General features: G+C 72.8%; 15 protein-coding genes and 1 pseudogene. 12 read left to right on the forward strand and 4 right to left on the reverse strand.

What is annotated here, in order from left to right; translation table 11 throughout:
• Positions 1-15 precede the first annotated feature (15 nt).
• The 5 genes and pseudogenes from AB0F52_RS07985 (at position 16) to AB0F52_RS08005 (ending at position 7,618) form a co-directional block, all read left to right on the forward strand.
• A complete protein-coding gene (locus AB0F52_RS07985; protein ID WP_360165975.1) occupies positions 16-1,491 on the forward strand; it encodes a cytochrome ubiquinol oxidase subunit I in 1,476 nt (491 codons plus the stop codon).
• A 114-nt stretch (positions 1,492-1,605) separates the two neighbouring features.
• Complete coding sequence (gene cydB / locus AB0F52_RS07990; protein ID WP_360165978.1) at positions 1,606-2,613, forward strand: cytochrome d ubiquinol oxidase subunit II; 1,008 nt, start codon at positions 1,606-1,608, stop codon at positions 2,611-2,613.
• Entirely contained in the window at positions 2,610-5,870 is a 3,261-nt protein-coding gene (cydD, locus tag AB0F52_RS07995) for a thiol reductant ABC exporter subunit CydD (RefSeq protein WP_360165981.1), read from the forward strand. The genes cydB and cydD overlap by 4 nt, the downstream gene beginning before the upstream one ends.
• A gap of 59 nt (positions 5,871-5,929) precedes the next feature.
• Positions 5,930-6,118: pseudogene (locus AB0F52_RS08000) on the forward strand (sensor histidine kinase); the annotation flags it as partial.
• Positions 6,119-6,688: 570 nt separating this feature from the next.
• Positions 6,689-7,618: a histidine kinase gene (locus tag AB0F52_RS08005; RefSeq protein WP_360166636.1), complete on the forward strand. Its 930-nt coding sequence runs from the start codon at positions 6,689-6,691 to the stop codon at positions 7,616-7,618.
• 198 nt (positions 7,619-7,816) lie between these two features.
• Here the strand turns inward: AB0F52_RS08005 and AB0F52_RS08010 are convergent, their stop codons facing one another.
• Positions 7,817-8,443, reverse strand: a complete 627-nt coding sequence (locus AB0F52_RS08010; protein WP_020642740.1) for a response regulator transcription factor — start codon at positions 8,441-8,443, stop codon at positions 7,817-7,819.
• Positions 8,444-8,727: 284 nt separating this feature from the next.
• Between AB0F52_RS08010 and AB0F52_RS08015 the strand changes: the two genes are divergently transcribed.
• Both AB0F52_RS08015 and AB0F52_RS08020 read left to right on the forward strand, forming a co-directional pair.
• On the forward strand, positions 8,728-9,222 hold the full coding sequence (locus AB0F52_RS08015) for an excalibur calcium-binding domain-containing protein (protein WP_360165985.1): 495 nt from the start codon (positions 8,728-8,730) through the stop codon (positions 9,220-9,222).
• Entirely contained in the window at positions 9,219-9,869 is a 651-nt protein-coding gene (locus AB0F52_RS08020; protein WP_360165988.1) for a class F sortase, read from the forward strand. Before AB0F52_RS08015 ends, AB0F52_RS08020 begins: the two co-directional genes overlap by 4 nt.
• On the opposite strand, the gene AB0F52_RS08025 is transcribed toward AB0F52_RS08020, so the two are convergent.
• Positions 9,839-12,115 carry a helicase-associated domain-containing protein gene (locus AB0F52_RS08025; RefSeq protein ID WP_360165991.1) on the reverse strand — a complete coding sequence of 759 codons (2,277 nt, stop codon included), beginning with the start codon at positions 12,113-12,115 and terminating at the stop codon, positions 9,839-9,841. The genes AB0F52_RS08020 and AB0F52_RS08025 overlap by 31 nt on opposite strands.
• 14 nt (positions 12,116-12,129) lie before the next feature.
• Positions 12,130-12,927: an excalibur calcium-binding domain-containing protein gene (locus AB0F52_RS08030; protein ID WP_360165994.1), complete on the reverse strand. Its 798-nt coding sequence runs from the start codon at positions 12,925-12,927 to the stop codon at positions 12,130-12,132.
• A 191-nt stretch (positions 12,928-13,118) separates the two neighbouring features.
• On the opposite strand from AB0F52_RS08030, the gene AB0F52_RS08035 reads away from it, so the two are divergent.
• Positions 13,119-14,504, forward strand: a complete 1,386-nt coding sequence (locus AB0F52_RS08035) for an exonuclease domain-containing protein (protein ID WP_360165997.1) — start codon at positions 13,119-13,121, stop codon at positions 14,502-14,504.
• A 56-nt stretch (positions 14,505-14,560) separates the two neighbouring features.
• Positions 14,561-14,899 (forward strand): DUF3024 domain-containing protein, encoded by a 339-nt coding sequence (locus tag AB0F52_RS08040; protein ID WP_360166000.1) that lies wholly within the window; start codon positions 14,561-14,563, stop codon positions 14,897-14,899.
• Here AB0F52_RS08040 and AB0F52_RS08045 read toward each other — a convergent pair.
• Entirely contained in the window at positions 14,896-15,213 is a 318-nt protein-coding gene (locus AB0F52_RS08045) for a nucleotide pyrophosphohydrolase (RefSeq protein WP_103341601.1), read from the reverse strand. The genes AB0F52_RS08040 and AB0F52_RS08045 overlap by 4 nt on opposite strands.
• 195 nt (positions 15,214-15,408) lie before the next feature.
• Here AB0F52_RS08045 and AB0F52_RS08050 point away from each other — a divergent pair, with 195 nt between their 5' ends.
• From AB0F52_RS08050 to AB0F52_RS08060, 3 genes are all read left to right on the forward strand, one after another.
• Positions 15,409-16,329 carry a nitrate- and nitrite sensing domain-containing protein gene (locus AB0F52_RS08050; protein WP_360166004.1) on the forward strand — a complete coding sequence of 307 codons (921 nt, stop codon included), beginning with the start codon at positions 15,409-15,411 and terminating at the stop codon, positions 16,327-16,329.
• A gap of 88 nt (positions 16,330-16,417) precedes the next feature.
• Complete coding sequence (locus AB0F52_RS08055) at positions 16,418-17,743, forward strand: hypothetical protein (RefSeq protein ID WP_360166007.1); 1,326 nt, start codon at positions 16,418-16,420, stop codon at positions 17,741-17,743.
• 165 nt (positions 17,744-17,908) lie between these two features.
• Complete coding sequence (locus AB0F52_RS08060; protein WP_360166010.1) at positions 17,909-19,417, forward strand: hypothetical protein; 1,509 nt, start codon at positions 17,909-17,911, stop codon at positions 19,415-19,417.
• The last annotated feature ends 1 nt before the right edge of the window (position 19,418 follow it).

A 19,418-nucleotide genomic window follows, 5' to 3' on the forward strand; every position in this document is an offset into this window, starting at 1 on the left:
AGCACGCTGGACCACGTGGAGGTCCTTGAGCTAGCGCGGTGGCAGTTCGGCATCACCACCGTCTACCACTTCCTGATGGTCCCGCTGACCATCGGGCTGTCGATCCTGGTCGCGGCGATGCAGACCCGCTGGGTCCGCACCGGCGAGCTGCGGCACCTGAAGATGACCAAGTTCTGGGGCAAGCTGCTGCTGGTCAACTTCGCCATGGGCGTGGTGACCGGGATCGTGCAGGAGTTCCAGTTCGGGATGAACTGGAGCGCGTACTCCCGCTTCGTCGGCGACGTCTTCGGCGCGCCGCTCGCGATGGAAGGACTCGTCGCCTTCTTCGTCGAATCGACGTTCCTCGGCCTGTGGATCTTCGGCTGGGACCGGCTGCCGAAGAAGGTCCACCTGGCCTGCGCGTGGGCGTTTTCGCTGGCCACGATGGCGTCGGCGTACTTCATCCTGGCCGCGAACTCGTGGATGCAGCACCCGGTGGGCGTGACGTTCGAGAACGGCAAGCCGACCATGAACTCGATCTGGGCGGTGCTGACGAACAACACGGCGCTGGCCGCGATCCCGCACACCCTGGCCGGCGCGTTCTCGGTGGCGGCGGCCTTCCTGGTGGGGGTCGCGGGCTGGCACCTGTGGCGGCGCGGCGACCATCTTGACGTGTGGCGCTCGTCGTTGCGCCTCGGCGGCTGGGTCGGCGTGGCGGCGTTCGCGGTCCTCGCGATCACCGGCGACACGCAGGGCAAGCTGATGTTCGAGCAGCAGCCGATGAAGATGGCGTCGGCGGAAGCGCTGTGCCACACGGAAAAGCCGGCGAGCTTCTCGATCATCGCGATCGGCGACGTGTCCGGCGCGAACTGCGAAGACGTCAAGACGTTCAACGTGCCCGCGCTGCTGTCGTTCCTGGCGCACAACGACTTCAAGACCGAGGTCAAGGGCGTGGAGAACCTGGTGACGGAGTACCAGGCCAAGTACGGCACGAACTACCCGGACGACCCGGCGCTGGGGTCGCTGGCCGGCAAGCCGATCGACTACGTGCCCAACCTGCCGGTGACGTACTGGGGCTTCCGCATGATGATCGGCTTCGGCGCGGTCTCGGCGGGCATCGGCGTCCTGGCCCTGTGGCTGACCCGCAAGGGCCGCGTCCCGGGCGGCCGCTGGTTCCCGTGGCTGGTCCTCGGCGGCATCGCCACGCCGTTCCTCGGCAACAGCGCGGGCTGGATCTTCACCGAGATGGGCCGTCAGCCGTTCGTGGTCGTCCCCAACCCGACCGGGGTGGACGGCGTGTGGATGTTCACCGCCCAGGCGGTCTCCCGGCTGACGACGGGCGAGGTGTGGACGTCGCTGATCGCGCTGACCACGGTGTACGCGGCCCTCGGCGTGGTCGAGCTGTACCTGATGCGGAAGTACGTCCGCGGCGGCGTCGACGCGGTGATGCCGCCGCCGAAGCCGACGGACTCCGACAAACCGGGCGAGGACACCCTCGCCTTCGCCTACTGAGGTGCTGACGATGAGTGTCGACGTGACCACTCTGTCGAGTTACCCACAGTTCGTCTGTGGACAACTCCCCCACCTGTGGATAACTCACGGCCACCGGCCGGCCGGAGGTGCGCGATGAGCCTCGAAATCGCCTGGTTCGTCGTCATCGCCTTCTTCTGGCTCGGCTACCTCTTCCTCGAAGGCTTCGATTTCGGTGTGGGCATGCTGCTCCCGGTGCTCGGGCGAGACGACATCGAGCGCCGGGTCCTGGTCAACACCATCGGGCCCGTGTGGGACGGCAACGAGGTCTGGCTCATCGTCGCCGCCGGAGCCACGTTCGCCGCCTTCCCGGCCTGGTACGCGGGCCTGTTCTCGGCCGCCTACCTGCCGCTCCTGCTCGTGCTGCTCGCCCTGATCGGCCGCGGCGTCGCCTTCGACTACCGCGGCAAGGTCGACTCCGAGCGCTGGCGGCGCACCTGGGACCGGGTCATCATGGCCGGCTCGTGGATCCCGCCGCTCGGGGTCGGCCTGATCCTCGCCACCACCGTCCTCGGCCTGCCGCTGGACGCCGACGGCAACCGGGTCGGCTCCGCGTTCGCCGCCGTCCGCTGGGACACGTTGCTCGGCGCGGTCGCGATCGCCGCCTTCTCGATCACCCACGGCGCCGCGTTCCTCGCCCTCAAAACCAGCGGTGACCTGCGGGAACGTGCCCGCACACTGGCGCTCAGGCTGCTGCCGATCGCCATGCTGCCGATGGTCGCGTTCCTGTCGGTCGTCCAGTGGCGCGCGGGCACGTTGTGGACGCTGCTCGCGTTCGGGATCAGCGCCGTCGCCGCGGTGGTCGCCTGGCTGCGGCTGCGCGCCGACCGCGACGGGCAGGCGTTCGCCGCGCTCGGCGTCGTCATCGCCGGGGCCGCGGTGGTCATGTTCGGCTCGCTCTTCCCGAACGTCCTGCCCTCGACCATCGACACCGCCAACACGCTCACCATCGAGGGCGCCGCCTCGAGCCCGTACACGCTGACCGTGATGACGTGGGTCGCCGTCTTCGGCGCCCCGGCCGTGCTGATCTACCAGGGCTGGACGTACTGGGTGTTCCGCAAGCGGATCGGCACCCAGCACATCCCGGCGGTCCACGCACCATGACAAAGCTTGTCGGTGCTTCCGGGGCGGAACCCCGGTCGGCACAGCTTCCCGGACGCGCTCCTCTTCCCGCCTCGGAGTCCACAACGGACTCGGCGCGACCGGGAAAGGGCCCGCTCGGCGCGTTGCCGGCTCTCGTGCCGGCGGTGCGCCGAGCGCTGGCCCTGGTGGGCTTCCTGTCGTTCGTCAACGCCGCCGCATTGGTGGCACAGGCATTCCTGCTCGCCGACGTCCTCGCGGCGATCGTCGGAGCAGGATCCGGGGGAAGCACCGCCCAGCCGGCCGCGCTGCTCGTGCTCGTCGCGACGCGCGCGCTGACCGGCTGGGCGGTGCGCACGGTCTCCGCCCGCGCCGCCGCGACCGCGCAACGCGAGCTGCGGGCCAAGGCCGTCGACCACGCGCTGCGCCTGGGTCCCGAGTGGATCGCCCAGCGCGGCCACGGCGAGCTGACCGCGTTGACGACCCGCGGCCTCGACGCGCTCGACGCCTACTTCCGCGAGTACCTGCCCGCATTGGTGACGGCGGCCGTCGTGCCCCTCGGCGCCGGCGCGGCGATCCTGTTCGCCGACTGGCCGTCCGGCGTGATCGTCGCGCTGACCGTGCCGCTGCTGCCGGTGTTCGCCATCCTCGTCGGCAAGTACACCGCCGACCGCGTCGCCGGCGCGACCGACGCGACGCACCGGATGTCCGGACGGCTGCTGGAGCTCGTGCGCGTGCTGCCGGTGCTGACCGCGTTCCGCCGGGCCGCGGCGCAGGCCGAGACGGTCCGGCAGCTGTCCGAACGCCACCGCCGCGCAACGCTCAAGACGTTGAAGGTCGCCTTCTCCTCGGCGTTCGTGCTCGAACTGGTCGCGACGCTCTCGGTGGCGCTCGTCGCGGTGGTGATCGGCGTCCGGCTCGCCGGCGGCCACCTGCCACTGGCCATCGGGCTCGGCGTGCTGATCCTCGCGCCGGAGTGCTACCAGCCGCTGCGCGCGGTCGGTGCCGCGTTCCACGCCAGCGAGGACGGCGTCGAAGCGGTCCGGCGGGTCGCCGATCTGCTGGCTCTGCCGGCGCCCGCGGCCGGGACCGCGATCCCTTCTCGCGGCGAGCTGCGCGTGTCGTCCCTGCGCGTCGCGCGACGCGGCGAGTTCGCCCCGGACGGCGAGTCGTTCGCGGTCCGGCCCGGCGAGACGGTTTGGCTCCGCGCCCCGAGCGGCGGCGGCAAGTCGACGACGCTCTCGGCGCTGCTCGGCTTCGTCCCGGCGCACGACGGGGCCATCACGGTCGGGTCGACGAACCTCGCCGACGCCGACCTCGCCCGCTGGCGCTCGCAGGTCGCCTGGGTGCCGCAGTCACCGGTGTTCACCGGCGGGACAGTCCGCGAGGAGGTGGGCTCGTCCGGCGCGGTGCTCGCCGAACTCGGGCTGGCCGGGCTGGCCGACCGGCCGGTTTCCCGGCTGTCACTGGGCCAGCGTCAGCGTGTCGCCGTCGCCCGGGCGTTGCACCGGGTGCGGTGCGGGGCCTGGTTGCTGCTGCTCGACGAGCCGACGGCCCACCTCGACGAAGCGAGCGCGCGCCTGGTGCTCGACGCGGTGCAGCGCGCCGTCGACAGCGGTGCGGCGGCCGTCATCGCAGCCCATGAGCGCACCGCGGCGGTCGACCTGCCGCCCGACGTCGCGGCTGCTCCCGAGACGTCCACAGTGGACTCTTCGGCCGCGCCGCTGAGGTGGCGCGCGCTCCTCGACGGCCGGCTCTTCGGCGGCGCCGCACTGGGCGCGCTCGCGCTGCTGGCCGGGGTGGCGCTGACGGCGACGTCGGGCTGGCTCATCGCGAAGGCGTCCCAGCAGCCGCCGATCCTGACGTTGACGGTGGCGGTCGTCGGCGTCCGCGCGTTCGGGCTCGGCCGCGCGGGGCTCCGGTACGTCGAACGGCTGGTCACGCACGACGCCGCGTTCCGCATCGCCGCCCGCGTCCGGGTGCGGCTGTGGAATTCCCTGGTCCGGCTCGGGCCGGCGCGCAGCCTGCGTGCGGGCGAGGGGCAACGCCGGCTGGTCGGCGACGTCGACACCGTGCGCGACCTCCTGCCGCGCGTGGTGTCCCCGCCGCTGGTGGTCGCGCTGGTCGCGGCCGGGGCGATCGCCGTGCAGACGTGGGTGCTGCCGGCCGCGGGAGTGACGCTCGCGGCGGCGGTGGCCCTCGGGCTGTGCGCGCCGTGGGTCGCCCTGCGCGCCGAGCGCCGGGCGACGTCCGCGCTGGCGGCGGGCCGTCGTGAGGTGGCCGCGCGAGTCCTGGTGATGTTCGAAGCGGCGGCCGAGCTGCTGGCGTTCGGCGCCGCAGGGAACCACCGCCACGCACTCGAAGCCGCCGACACGCGCCTGGCGACGCAGGCGCGTCGGCAGGCGTTCGGCGCGGGGGCGGCGGAAGCCCTGGTCACGCTGGTCTGCGGCGCGGCGGCGGTGGTCAGCACAGCGCTTGCCGCGGCGGCGGTCGCGGGCGGACGGCTCGACCCGGTCCTGGCGCCGCTGCTGGCGCTGGTGCCGCTCGCGCTGGTGGAGGTCCTGGCGCTGCTGCCGCCGGTGGCGCAGCACTGGGACACGTTGCAGCGAGCTCGTCGCCGTCTCGCCGACGTGCCGGAGGCGCCTGTGCTCACTTCACACGGGGATCGTGTCGAGCTGCGGGGCGCGGACCTCGGCTGGCCGGGCGGACCGGTGGTGCTGCACGACGTCGACGTCGATCTGGCACCGGGCACGTACGCGGCGGTGGTCGGCCCGAGCGGAGCGGGCAAGTCGACGCTCGTCGCCGCGTTGTTGGGCTTCCTCCCCCCGCGGCGTGGGGTGGTCGCCGTCCCCGAGGGGGTGGCGTGGGCGCCGCAGGAGCCGATGCTCGCGGCGACGACGATCGCCGAGAACCTCCGGCTGGCCCGCCCGACGGCGACGGAGGGGGAGCTGCGCTCGGCGTTGCACGCCGCGGCGCTGACCGACGTCTCACCGGAGACGGTGCTCGCCAGCGGCGGCGCCGGACTGTCCGGCGGCCAGGCGCAGCGGGTGGCGCTGGCGCGGGCCCTGCTCGGGGCGCCGTCGGCGGGGCTCGTGCTGCTGGACGAGCCGACCGCGCACCTGGACGAGGCAACGGCCCAGGCGGTCCGGGCGCACCTGCGGGAGGCGCTGGCGGGCCGGACGGTGGTGCACGTGACACATCTCGCCGAGGAGGCGGCCGGAGCGGACGTGGTCCTCGAGGTCCGCGACGGCCGGGTCGTCACCCGGGTGCCGGTGCCGTGATCGATTCCCGCTGTGTCCTTGCCGCACCGCCCTCGCGCCGCGCGATAATGACGGAACTCATGGATCCGACGCTTGCCGCGCGGGCACTGTCCGCGGCCACCGAGATAACGAGCACCGCCCTGTCCGGCGACGACCCGGGAGCGGTGCTGGACACGGTCGTGGCCCGAGCGGCCGAACTGGCCGACGCCGACCTGGGCCTGGCCATGGTCAGTACGGAGGACGGCCGGGTGGTGGTCGAAGCCGCCCACTACGCAACGGCCCACCCGGCAACGGAGGGCAACACCCAGCCGGCCGCCCCCGCACCGGCGGCCAGCGACCCGGCGCCGGGTACCAGCGGCGGCGAGCGGGCCAGCGGCCCGACGGCAACCGGCTCGGCCGCACCGGCGACCGGCGGTCCGGCAGAAGGCCTGGCGTTGAGCGCCTACGGCGGCAAGCTGACCGGCGACCCGGCCGCGCCCGCCGCCAGCGCGCCGGCGGCTGGTAGCCCAGCGCTGGGTACCAGTCGCAGCGAGCTGGCCGGGAGCCCAACCGCGACTGGTTCGGCCGCGCGGGCGGCCGGTGGCCCAGGGGCGGGCACCAACGCAAGCACGCTGGCCGGCGACCCGAGTGACACCGCAGCCGCCGCCGTGGCTGCCGCTCCGTTGGCCGGTGACCCGAGTGGTACCGGAGCATCCGCCGCACCGGCAACCAGCGGCCCGACCCCGACCGCCGCCGCTGCCCCCAGCTCGCAGGCGGGCGAAGCTCGTGGCGACTCCACCCAGCCGGCCGGCAGCCCGGATCCGGCGTCGCTCCTGGGCCCAGCGTCCGCCGGGGAGTCCTTGCGGGGTCTGGCCCTTCCCGCCGACTCCGCGGCCGGGCAGGTGGCCCGCGGTGGGGAACCCGTCTCCAGCGAAGACTTCACCGTCGATCCGCGCACCGCGCCCTATGTGCCCGCCGAACTTCATGGCTACGGGCCTTTCGCGGCCGCGCCGTTCGGGTCCGGGGGGCGGGTTCTCGGGTCGCTCACCGTCTACCGGAAACAGGGGCGTGAACCCTTCTCCGCCGGGACCGTCGAGATGCTCGTGGCCTTCGCCGCGCAAGCCGGCGTTGTCCTTGCGCTCGCCGAAGGCGCCAACGCCCGCCACCGGGTTGCTCTCTACGAAGAGCGCGAACGCATTGCCCGCGAGCTGCACGACGTCATCGTCCAGCGGCTCTACGGTGCCGGCATGCAGCTGGACCGCGTCCGGCGCAACATGCGCAAGCGGTTCGCCCAAGCCGATGGGGCCCGGCTGTCCGACGCCATCGACCAGCTCGACCAGACCATCGAAGAAATCCGCGGCACCGTGCGCGCGCTGCGCTCACCCGAGCCTCGCCACGACACCGGCACGCCCGCCGACCTTGCCGAGTCGGCGCGCGGCGAGGTTCGTATCGCCGGCGAGCTGCTCGGCTACCCGCCGACCCTGGAGTTGTCCGGCGAATTCGCCGACGTCCCCGCGGAACGCGCCGACCACATCCGGGCCGCTCTGCGCGAAGCACTGTCCAATGTGGTCAGACACTCCGGCGCCAGCGAAACCCGCGTGACACTGACCAGGGACTCCGGCGGAGTGAAACTCCGCGTCCGGGACAACGGTTCCGGCGTTCCCCAAGGCGTCGCCACCCGTGGTCTGCGTCATCTCGCCGAACGCGCGGACGCCGCGGGCGGGACGTTCTTCCTGAACTCCTCACCCAGCCTCGGCACGCTCGTCGCGTTCGACCTGCCTCTCGACTGACCCCGATCTCCTGCGCCTCACCCTTCTCGGGTCATCCTGCCCTCCCTTCCACGCCCTCTTCTTTGATCTTACCGGGTTGTCGAACATATATTCGACTCACGTTCGGGTGAATCTCTGCTCGAAAATGCCCTGATCGAGATGGCGGTCCGTGACGAGCCACAGAAAGGTCGCAGCGAACGGCGGATTGCGGACGAGCGGTTACTTCTCGCGCCGCGCGATCCAGGCCGCGGCCTGCGTCCGGCGCTGCATGCCGAGCTTCGCCAGCACCGACGTGACGTAGTTCTTGACCGTCTTCTCCGCGAGGAACAACCGTTCGGCGATCTCGCGGTTCGACAGGCCCTGGCCGATCAGCTCGAGCACGTCGCGTTCGCGCTCGGTGAGCGCCGCCAGCTCGTCCGTCGGCGGGTGCCGCATCTTGTCCAGCACGCGCGCGGTGCTGACCGGGTCCAGCAGCGACCGCCCGGCCGCCACCTCGCGGACCGCGTTCACCACGTCCTGCCCCCGCACCTGCTTCAGCAGGTAGCCCGCGGCACCGGCCATGATCGCGCCGACCATCGCCTCTTCGTCGTCGAACGCGGTGAGCATCAGGCAGGCCGGCGGGTTCGGCTTCGACCGCAGCTCGCGGCAGAGCGTGATGCCGTCGCCGTCGCCGAGGCGGACGTCGACCACCGCGACCTCCGGCTCGACGTGCATCGCCACCGCCAGGGCCTCTTCGACGCTGCTCGCTTCGGCGACGACCTCGATGTCGGGCTCGTCGCCGAGGAGGTCGCGAAGCCCGCGGCGGACCAGTTCGTGGTCGTCGACGAGCAGTACCTGGATCGGCATACCCCGAGGTTACGGGGTGCGCGGAGCCCGCGGTGGCGGCCGGTCGGCACCGTCACACGTGAATTACCTCAAAGGTGTGACCGCGTACCCGTAACATTCCGGCCGGTAGGCATTCCTGGGGCACAAATCCGCAGGTCGAAGCGGAATCGGCGAAGAATCACCAGTAGCGTCGTTCTTCGTGGGACGCTGGCATTTCCGGAATTCCGGAATAGTCCGTAACGGCACCGCCGAGGCGGCGATAGTAACCACGCAATCGCCCCAGATTCCGTTCGGAAGGAATTCCGTTGTCCCTGTTTCGCCGCGCCTTGACGACGGCCGCCGCCGTCGCCGGGTTCGCTCTCCTCGGCCCTGTCCCCTTCGCTTCCGCGCAGCTCGCGACGCCGCTCGTCGGCGACCTGGACTGCAAAGACTTCCAGTACCAGGAGGACGCCCAGGCGGTTCTCGACGCGACGCCGGGCGACCCCAACCACCTGGACGACGACAAAGACGGAATCGCCTGCGAATCCCTCGCGCCCCGGCCGAAGCAGCCGGCCACGACCACGGCGACGGCGGAAAAGCCGGTCACCACCCCGCATTCCGCGCCGAAGACCGCCCCGAAGACGACCACCAAGAAGCCGGCCACCGGCGGCCAGGTGAAGATCAAGCCGGTCGGCGGCGTCGCCACCGGCGGCGGTGAGCCGGACGCCGAGGTCCCCGGCTTCCTCGTGCTCAGCGGCACGCTGCTCGCCGCGACGGTGTCCGGAAGCATGGTGCTCTACCTGCGCCGGCGCCCGAGTTGAGGCATCCGCGCCTGTGGCCGGCGGTCACGGCGGTCGTCGCCGCGCTCGGCGTGGTCCTGGCCGTGGCCCTCGTCCTCGTCCTGTCGCCGAAAGCGCCGCAGGAGATCGCCCCGCCGAGCCCGGCCGCCACGAACCCGGCGGGCACCGCGAGCATCGCGCACACCTCGGCAACGGCCGCCGACGGCCTCTCCGCGGCGAAACCGGCGTCCCTGATCATCCCGGCGATCGGCGTGCGGGCCGAGGAGATCAAGGACCTCGGCCTCACGCCGGACGGCGCGCTGGAAGTCCCGGGCGACGCGACGACGGTGGGCTGGTTCACCGGCGCGCCGTCGCCCGGGGAGACCGGCCCGGCCGTGCTGGCCGCGCACGTCGACTACAAGCACGTGCCCGGCGCGTTCTCCCGCCTGAAGGAGCTGCGCCCCGGTGAGCAGGCCAAGGTCGGCCGGGTGGACGGCCGGGTCGCGGTCTTCACCGTCTACCGCGTCGACCACTACCCGAAGGCGACGTTCCCGACCGACCAGGTCTACGGCGACACCCCGGACCCCGAACTGCGGCTCATAACCTGCGGCGGGGCTTTCGACCGGGAGAGCGGCAACTACCTGGACAACGTCGTGGCCTACGCGAGGCTCACCGCCGTCGAGGCCTGAGCCAGCTCGATCCGGCTCAGCTCGAGCCGCCGGTAGGTGCGTTCCCGGAGGGACCACACGTCCAGGACGTCGCCGTCGAGCTCGGGGTAGGCGATGACCAGGTGCTCGCCGCCGTAGGCGATGTCGACCGGCAGCCCGGCTTCGAGCTGCCAGCAGAGTTGCTGCTGCTTCGGCGTGAGCCGGCCCGCGTAGCGGTCGCTCATCGCCCGGGCGAGCTGGCCGCGCAGCAGGGCCGGGCCGCTCGCCGGGGCGGCCAGCAGCCGCTCGGCGTGGCCGGCGGGATCGGCCGGCCGCTCGCCGGGGCCGGGGTCGCGGACGGCCACCGTCGGCTCGGGCTGGTCACGAGCGGGCAGCACGATGCTGCCGTCCGCGGCGTGCCGGGTCGGCGCGTAACCCGCGTCGCGCAACGCCTCCAGCGTGCCCGAAGCGTCCACAGTGGACGTCAACACGGTCGGTGCCACCGGGCGCAGGCCGAGTTTGGCGAGCTTCCGGTGCGCGGCGAGCTCGGCCAGCACGGCGGGCTCGCCGACGACGACGCTCGCGACGTCGTGGACCTGCGCCTCGCCGTGCCGCCGCGCGACGTCGTTGACCAGGTACACCAGCGGCTGCGGCAGGTCGCCCGCGGCGATGGCCCGCAGTTCGTCGAGCAGTCCGGCCGTCGTCGCGCCCCGGTCGAACGCCCGCCGGACGGACGCCGGGGAGAACCGCCAGCTGGTCGCGGTGCCCTGAGCTTCACGGTCGGCGACGCGGTCGAGCAGCGCGGCGAGCCGGGCGTCGGGCGAGCCGGGCACGATCGCGGTCAGGTCGGTGCCGAACAACGCCGTCGTGCGCGCGCGGGAGACCAGCTCGCCGGTGACTTCGACGAGCCGTTCCGGGACGAGCAGGGCGCGTCCGGCCGCGGTCACGGCGCCGTGCGCGACGACGCCGAGCAGTTCGCCGTCGCCGAGCGCGGCCCGGACGTGCCCGGCGAAGTCGTCGGTCGGCAGCAGCGGCGCGTGCCATTCGGCGAGCCGGATCAGCGTGTCGACGTCGAGCGCGTCGCCGGGAGCGAGCCGCGCCAGCAGCCGCAGGACCAGCCGTCGCACCAGCGCGTCGACGTCGGTCTCGAACTGCGGTGGCGCCGGGTCCCACCAGGTCGTCAGCAGCAGGCGGTACAACAGCGCCGGCGCCGGCCGCGCGAGGTCCGGATCCGGCGCGAGCGTGGGCGCGGGTGCCTTCTGGCCGCGACGCGGCGGCGGTGGCTCGTCGGCGACCAGCAGCCCGGCCTGCGCGGCGAGGTCGATGGCCAGCTCGATCTCCGCCGGGGTCGCCCCGGTGTCCTTGGCGAGTTTCTTGACCAGCCGCGTCCCGATCGAGCCGTCCTTGAGCAGCGGCAACGGTTCCGCGGTGGCCAGGTCGAGGACCGCCGACACGCGGTCGAGCAACCGCAGCGCGGCAGCCGACGACGCCGCTTCGGCCGCCTCGGCACCGGTGTGGGTGACGGCGTACCCGGGTTCCGCGGGGGTGAACGGCAGCTGGTGGCCCGGGCCGCGCAGCGCGAGCGACACTTCGATCGGCATGGCCACGGTGCCGTGGTAGGTCCCGAACAGGAATCCGTGCTCGAACGCCCAGCCCGCCGGGGCCACGCCTTCGACCTCGGGAACGCCGCCGGCCATGTCCAGCAACAGTTTCCGCGTCTCCGCCGGCGCGGTGGCGAAGAGCTCGCGGACGCTCTCGCCGTCCCGGAAGAAGCGGGCGAGGCCGAGCAGGAGCTCGGGTTTGCGACCGCCGTCGGGCAGGCCGAGGGTCCGCGACAGCGTGGCCAGCCGGCTCGTGCCGAGCTCCCCGAGCAGGTTCGCGACGGGCCGGCCGAGCCCCTCGGCGCCGAAGCTGTTGCGGTGCAGCAGCTCCGGCAGCTTGACGCCGTCCTCGTCGCTCCACAGCAGCGCCCGCTCGGCCAGTTCGTCCACTGAGGACTCGACGGTGGCGGCGTCCGTGCCGAGCAGCCGGGCGACTTCCGCGACCGGCGCCGGCCGCCGGCCGAGCGCGTAACACAGCTGGACGGCCCGCAGGACCTGCACCAGCGGCATCGGCAACCCGAGCAACGCGGCATCGACGGACCCGCTCGACGCGAGCCGCGCGGCGACGACGTCCAGCCGCCGCGGCCACGGTTCCTGCAGCACGTCCGGCCGGTGGGCCAGCACCTTCGCCAGGGCGGCCTTGTCCAGGCCCGCCAGCCTGCCGAGCAGCTCGTCGGCGGTCGTCATCGGCCCAGGCTAGATCACCGTTCGCAGGCGACGCCGTCGCCGTCGCGGTCGAGCGCGGGCCGGTAACCGGGTTCGCCGCGGTGGAGCGGCGCCGCGCCGGCGGCCTTCGCCGCGGAGCAGTTCGCGTAATAGGCGCTGTGAGCCGGGGCTTCTTCGGTGGCTTCGACGGGCGGCGGCGGGGGAGCTGCCTTGGTGGCCGGGGCCGGCTTCGGGGTCGCGATCGGGGCCGGGGTGGGCGTCGGGGCCGGGGCGGGCGCGTCGATGGTCCCTTGGCACGGCGGTCCCCACAGCCCGCTGACGGCTTGCTTCGCCGCGGTTTCGCCGGCGGCGAGCGCGGGCAAAGCGGCGGTGGCCGCGTACTTGAGATAGCCCTTTTGAATCGCCAGAGTCGCGTAATCCTGCCCGCCGGGCAGCGTCAAGGAGATGCCTTGCACAGTTTCCGCGCCGAGCGTGACGGCGGTGCCGGAAAGCGTCGAGGCGGCCCAGGCGAGTGATTCCGCCGCGTAGCAGCCGGTGCTCGCGACCGGGGCGATCACCCCGAGGACGTGCACCGTCTTGCTGGTGCCGTCGCTGCCGTTGACCACGACGGTCGCGCCGTCCGTCACGCTGCCGACGGTGTAGGCGACGGCCGCCGGCGTCGGTGTCGGAGACGGAGTTGTGCTGGTCGGACGCGGTGTCGAGGTCGCCGGAGCCGCGGCGGTCGTGAGCTTCGGCTCGGGCGCCTTCCCGAAGATCCCACCGAGCACGAACAGGACCGTGAAGGCGGCCAGGACGATCTTCAGCCAGTTCGGAAAGCGCTTCTTCGGCTGCATGCGGGATTTCCTCGTTCCTCGAGCGGCGTGCCGAGGGTGTACTCGGGAAATTGCCCGCCCTTGTTACGCGGTGGCTCGTGATCGACCACCAGTCGTTATCCGGCGGAATGTTGCCGTCACGATCGCGTCACGAACCACGGCCGCGCGCCGAAAAGCTGTCACAAGCGCCGGCCGGGACACGACCTGCGGACGTGATCGAATCCCTCCCGCTGCTCGGCGCCGGCGGCTACCCCGCCGCCGGCCTCGACTTCACCGCCGTGGACATCCGGACCACCGGGCTGCGCTCCGGACGCGTCGTCGAACTCGCCGCGGTGCGGGTCAACGCCGGCGGCTCGTTCGCCGGTGAGCTGTCGACGCTGGTCGACCCCGGCCCCGGTGTGTCGCCCGGCCCGGCGTTCGTCCACGGCATCACCCGCGGCGAACTCGACGGCGCGCCGTCGTTCGGCGAGGTGCTGGGGCCGTTGCTCGACCTGTGTGCCGGCAGCGTGATCGTGGCGCACGACCTCGTGGCCGCCGGAGCCTTCCTCGACCGCGAGATCGAGGCCATCGGGGTCCGGATGCCCGTGCTGCCGGGCGTTTCGACGCTGGCGGCCGCCAGATCGGTGGTGCGGCTGCCGAACTACCGGCCGGCCACCGTGGCGCACGCCTTCGGCGTGCCCACCCGGCCCGGGCAGTCGGCGTTGTCCGGTGCGCGGACGGTCGCCCAGCTGGTGACGGGCTTGTTCGGGCGGTACGGCCTGACGTTCGCCTCCCCGCCGGTCTTGCCCGGCCTCCCCCGGTTCGCCGATGGCCGGCTGCTGCCCCGTGCCGAGGCGTTGCCCGCCGAGCCGGGGTGGATGGCCGAGGCCATCGAGCGGATCCCCGGCGGCGGGGCCGGGGACGCCTACCTCGACCTGCTCGCCGGAGTTCTCGCCGACCAGCACCTCGCGCACGACGAGGTGGCGGCCCTGGCCGCGTTGGCGAGCGAGGCCGGCCTGTCCGAAGGGCACGTCCGGGCGACGCACGAACAGCTCGTGACCGCGCTGCGGGAAATCGCGGAACGGGACGGCGTGGTGACCGCGGCGGAATCGCGCGAGCTGCGGCAGGTGGCCACCGCACTCGGCGTCGCCGACGCCGGCGACCTGCGCCCCACCGCGGCCGGGAAGCCGACCCGGGTGCTGGTGCTCGGCACGACCGTGGCGGCCGACCGGCTGCGGGCCCGGGTCCTCGACGAGGGCGTCCAGCTGGCCAAGAAGCTGACCGCGAGCGTCACCCACCTCGTGGCCGACGCGTCCGTGCCCGTGGACGAGCCCCGGCTGACGCGGGCCGCCGAGCTGGGCGCCGTCCTGCTCGACGTCGGCGTCGCCCCGGTGGCCCTCGGCTTCGAACCGCCGCCCGCCCCACCGGCCACGATGGCGGCACTGCGGCCGAAGCTCGTCGGCGGGCGGGTCTTGATGGGGATCGGGCTGCTGCTGATGTTCATCGTCGTCGTCGCGATGTTCGGGGGAACTCCGCTGGCCGCCGGGATCTTTTTCGCCGTCTTCGGCGTGGGTGCCCTGATCGGCGGTTGGTGGCTGGCCGAGCCCGCGCCGCGCTAGCACCGGTCCGGTGCCCCCGTGCGGCCTGGCCGAGCGGGACCCGGTTCACTGGCACCATGGCGGCAATTCCGGAGCTCGCGCTGCGGCAGATCGAACGGTGGTGCGCGCAGCGCGTCCCCGAGCACCTCCAGGACCGGATCCGGGTCGAGTGCCGGACGCGGGGCCGCACGGTGACCATCGTCGAACGCCGCGCGCCGTGGTCGCCGCAGGCCGGGCCCGAGTGGAGCGAGCAGAAGATCGCGCAGCTGCGGTTCGACGAGTTCGGCATCTGGTCGGTGTGGTGGGCCGACCGGAACGGGAAGTGGCTGAGCTACCCGGACGCGCCGGTCGCCAGCACGCCGCCCGCGCTGCTCGCCGAAATCGACCGCAACCCCGGCGGGGTGTTCTGGGGTTAGGCCGGCGGCGGGAAGCGGAGCTCGTTGCGGTCGATCTTCGCGTGGGCCGCGGCGGCCAGGTCGACGCCGAGCCGGTCGGCCAGCTGCAGCAGGTACAGCGTGACGTCGGCGATCTCGTCCAGCACCTTCCCCTCCAGCGCCGGATCTTCGCGCCACGCGTCGGATTCCTCGGGGGTCAGCCACTGGAACAGCGAGGTCAGCTCGCCGACCTCGCCGGAAAGCGCCATCACGAGGTTCTTCGGGGTGTGGTACGGCTCCCAGGCGCGGGCCGCGGCGAAACCGCGCAGCCGCTGGGTTACCTCGTCGAAAGTCACGGATGCGATTGTGCCCGGCCGTCACCACGGCTTTCGGGGGTCCGGGTGGCGGAGCCCCCGGCCCGGGGCGAAGCCCCGGTGGTCACCGTGCGCTAACAGCCGTATGGCGGATTGGCGTTGACCGGTGAATCTCTCACTCAATAGGTTGAACTTCGTCGGGATGCTTGCGGGGACCAAGGCTGGGAAGGGAACGTCTTGAAGTACCTGCGATCCGTCCGCGGCCGCATGCTGGGCATCGCGTTCATCCCCGGCGGCGCGCTCGTCGCCGTGGCTGTCGTGATCGCGATTCTCCTGTTCCACCAAGCGGTTCGGACGCGGGACGCGGCCGTGGAGACAGCGGCGGCCGCGGACCGCACGGCCCGCGCGGTGGTCGCGCTGCAGGCCGAGCGGAGCGCGGCGATGGCCGCGCCCGAACGGCGGAGTGCCGCGTACGCGACTTACACACAGCGGATCGAGTCCGCCATCGCCGGCCTGCGCGAGTACGCGCGCCACGCCCCGGACGCCGAATCCGCCTGCCAGCAGACGACCGCCGTGGAGCTGCTTTCCGTCGCCGAAGGCATGGATCGCTCCGATTCCCTCGCTCTGGCCGGGCTGGACAACGTGACGCGGGGATCGTTCACCTCCGCCGTCGCCTCCTACCGGGCCGAGCTGGCCCGGGTCGTCCCGCAGCTCACCGAGAGTGGCCGGACGGCGTACGAATCGCTCACCCGTAGCGCCGAATGGAGCAGGCTGGCGGCCACCGAGAACGCGTTCACCGCCGCCGAACCGCTTCCGGTCCCCGAACCCACGTGGCGAAGCGCCTCCTACGCCGTGGCCGCTCAGCTCGGCCAGCTGTACACGCAGCAGAGCCAGTACGCCGTGCAGCTGACGCTCGACGACGGCCGCCGCACCCTCGCCGGTGCCCTGGCGGCGGGAACGGCGCTCCTGCTGTTCGCCGGGCTGCTGATGGTGGTGGTGCGGCGGCTGGTGGCGCGGGTTCCGGTGCCGGTCGTGCCGATCATGGTGCCGACCGTGCACGCGGCCATCCCCCGACCCCGCCACGCACGGTCACGACGGCCGGGACTGCCGGATCCCTGGCCGCTGAAAGCCGTGTTCGACGACCTGCGCCGCCGCTGAGCCACTCACCCAACGTCATGGATTACTCCGAAAAGAGCACGCGGTTGGCCCACACGCGTGGCGCCGGCCGTCAGGCAGACTGGTGCGCGTGAGTCCCCCCTCGGATCTTCGCCCCTACCTGCGCACTTTGGACGCGGAGACGCTGGCGGACCTGCTGCACGCCCAAGCCGAGCGCGATCCGGAGCTGCGGCATTCCCTCGAACTGCGCGCCGCCACCCAATCCGGTGACGTCACCGAAGCGCACCGGCTGCTCGACACCGCGGTCACCGACGGGAACGTCGAGTACACCGCCAAGGTCGGCGCGGTCCTCGACACGCTGCGGCGGATGCTCGACGCCGGCAGCCGCGCCGACCTCGCCCCGCTGGCCCGGCGCACGGTCGACGACATCAGCGAGGTGCTGGAGCAGTCCGGCGACCACGCCGGCGACCTGGCCGACCGGCTGGACCGGGCGGTCGAGCTGTACGCCCGCGCGTGCACCGCCCGGCCGCCGGACCCGGAGAAGCTGGCCGACTGGATCCTCGAGGTCGAGTTCGACGGCCCCGGCCGGCCGGTGATCGACCTCGCCGAGTTCGCGACGGCGCTGGGCGAACCCGGGCTCAAGCGGATCAAGTCCACTGTGGACGACGTACTCGCGGCCAACGGGCCGGGCCACCGCCGCGACGTGGCCGAACGGCTGCGCGAGCAGCTGGCCGAGGTGCTCGGTGACGTCGACGAGCTGGTGGCGATCCTGTCGGCCAAGCCGCCGCGCGTGGACGTCAGCCTCAAGATCGTCCGGGTGCTGCGGGCCGCCGGACGGCACAGTGAGGCCATCGCGCACGCCGCCCGCGCGCTCACCCACGACAAACAGCCGCCGGCACCGGAGCCGGAAAGCGAGACCTCCCGCCGTCGCAAGGAATTCGACGCGAAGCCGGATCGCGAGACGTTCGCCGCCTTGCGCGAGGCCGCGACGGCCGACGGGAAGTGGACGGTGCAGCGCCGGGACGCGCTGGCGTGCCTGCGCGAGCGTGCCGCCGGAGGGGTCGAGCAGGCGGACGAGCTGGTCCGGGTCCTGCTCGAAGACGGCCGTCCCGACGAAGCCTGGCGGGCCTGCGTGCGGTTCGGCGCGTCCGCCGAGCTCAAGCTGGAGCTGGCCGAACAGCGGGCCGCCGAGCACCCGGCCGAGACGATCCCGGTCTTCCGCGAGCACGTCGACGAGCTCATCGAGCGCAAGGACCCGCAGGCCTACCAGGAAGCCGCGCGCCGGCTGAAGCTGTTGCGCACCTTGCACAAGCGCGCCGAGACGCCGGACGAATTCACCGCTTACCTGGCCGCACTGGTGGAAAACCACCGGCGGAAAACCCGGCTGATCACGGAAATCCGGGCCGCCCGGATCGCGCTTCCGAAAGCCGTAACCTCCTCGCGCACCCCTCGTTGACCCAGGCGAACCGGTGTTACACGTGCACCGGGACATCGTGAGCGCGCCAGGCGTCGCGGTGGCCCGGTTCCGTCGTCCCCGCTCGGCGCCTCCCCGCCGAGCGAGCGGCGGGACCCGCGCCAGGGCCACCGCGACGAGCTCGCGGTGAGGTGAAAGCATGACGTCATGAGCCCGGTCAGTCGCGCCCGCAAGAGGCAGCCGCAGCCGGTCACGCACAGCGTGACCGGCCTGTTCAAGGACGTCCTGAACGACTTCTCGGCGCTGGGCGCCGACCCCGCGCCCGCCGACGTCGAGCTGCTCGCCTCCGAGGTGCTCGGCCAGTTCCACGACGTGCCCGTCGAGGACGGCGAAGAGCCGCTCGGCCTGGAGCTCATCGCGTTCGCGCAGCGCAAGATCACCCCGGGCGCCGCCGCGCTGCTGGCCGCGCTGAAGGTCGTCGCCGAGACCGACGTCGAGCGCAAGGCCGCCGACGCCGGGCTGCAGGTCGTCCTCGGCCGCGGCATCCCCGCGCCGACCTGGGCCGGCGAACTGGGCCGGGTCACCGCCGGCGAGTGCTGGCGGACCGGTGACGTCTACGGCGACGAGTCGTCCCTGCTCTGCGTCTTCTCCCACGGCGACCAGGCGTACGGCCTGCTCGCGCTGCTCGACTTCACCGAGGGCGGCCGGGTGCGGGACCTCGTCGTGATCGACGGGCCGGCAGCTGTCATCGCCGAGATGCGGGAGCAGTCCGACGCCGACCCGGAGCTGGTCCTCTTCGAGGCGGTCGACCCCGCCGAGGCCCACCGCCTGATCGCGGACGGCCTCGCCGCCACCGACCACCTCGACGAGGCCGACGTCAGCGAGGACTACGCCCGCTTCCACGCGGTCGCGCTGACCTGGTGCCGTGCCCTGCCGGAGCCCGCGCTGGTGCCCGAGGTGGCCGAGTGGTCCGCCACCGAGCGCGCCGCGGTCGTCGAGCAGTTCGTCGCGGCGAGCGGCGAAGACGCCGACGCCGCCCGCGCGATCGGCGCCCTGCTGCTCGAACACGGCCTGCGCACCGACCCCGGCAACCCGCTGCGCGTCGGGCCGGAGAAGATCGCGCGGTTCCTCGAGGGCCTGCTCGGCGAGGAGTACGACCTCGACGCCGACCACGAGGACGCCGTCGAGCCGGTCGTGCTGGCCTGGGTGCAGTGGACGGGCGAGCGGGCGCACCTGACCGAGACCGCGATCGCCGCCCTCGACGAAGCCGTCGCCGACTACCTCAGCGAGTACGGCGACGATGACGACTCACCGCTGGAGCGCTACTTCGCCGACACCGACGACCTGTCGCCGACCGAACTGGCCGACGCGCTGGAGCGCCGGATGTTCGCCGTGCCGTCGCTGACCACGGAAATCGACGAAGAAGAGGTCGACCTCGACCCGACCGACCCCGACCAGCGCCGCGCCCTCGTCATCGCCGAGGCCGACGAGGACGAGGAAGAGCAGCGGCTGATCCTGCGCGCGACGATCGTCGACCAGCTGTGGGACAACGAGCCCGCCGAGGTCTGGCCGGCCGTCGAGCGCCTCCAGGAGGGCGAGCTCGACCGCGACGAGATCTTCGAGCAGCTGATCGACGCGCTGGAAAACAGCCTGCTGGACGGGGAAAACCTCGAATACGACGAAGACGCCTACCTGGCGGCGCTGGCCGAGCTCTGAC

It is taken from the genome of Amycolatopsis sp. NPDC024027 (assembly GCF_040638975.1).
GTDB lineage: Bacteria > Actinomycetota > Actinomycetes > Mycobacteriales > Pseudonocardiaceae > Amycolatopsis.